Raw genomic sequence first — 366 nt, 5'->3', positions numbered from 1 at the left:
TTCCATCATCTCCTTTTGGTCCTTTGATATTTCCTGTAGTTACCCAGGTATCTCCCTGTTTCACATAAACATCTCCTGTACTATTATCTACATAAGTATCTCCATCTTTTCCTGGGGTTGTTGCGCCTGGTGCTCCGGTACCGCCGGTAATTGATTTTCCATCAGCACCATCTTTTCCATCATCTCCTTTTGGTCCTTTGATATTTCCTGTAGTTACCCAGGTATCTCCCTGTTTCACATAAACATCTCCTGTACTATTATCTACATAAGTATCTCCATCTTTTCCTGGGGTTGTTGCGCCTGGTGCTCCGGTACCGCCGGTAATTGATTTTCCATCAGCACCATCTTTTCCATCATCTCCTTTTG

Annotated in this window: 1 pseudogene; it reads right to left on the bottom strand. The window is 43.4% G+C overall.

From position 1 onward, the window contains the following. A pseudogene (locus tag NJT12_RS24920) lies at window positions 1–366 on the bottom strand (hypothetical protein); the annotation flags it as partial.

The organism is Flavobacterium azizsancarii (assembly GCF_027980145.1).
GTDB classification, from domain to species: Bacteria; Bacteroidota; Bacteroidia; order Flavobacteriales; family Flavobacteriaceae; genus Flavobacterium; species Flavobacterium azizsancarii.
This window is presented reverse-complemented; position numbering and strand designations above follow the sequence as displayed.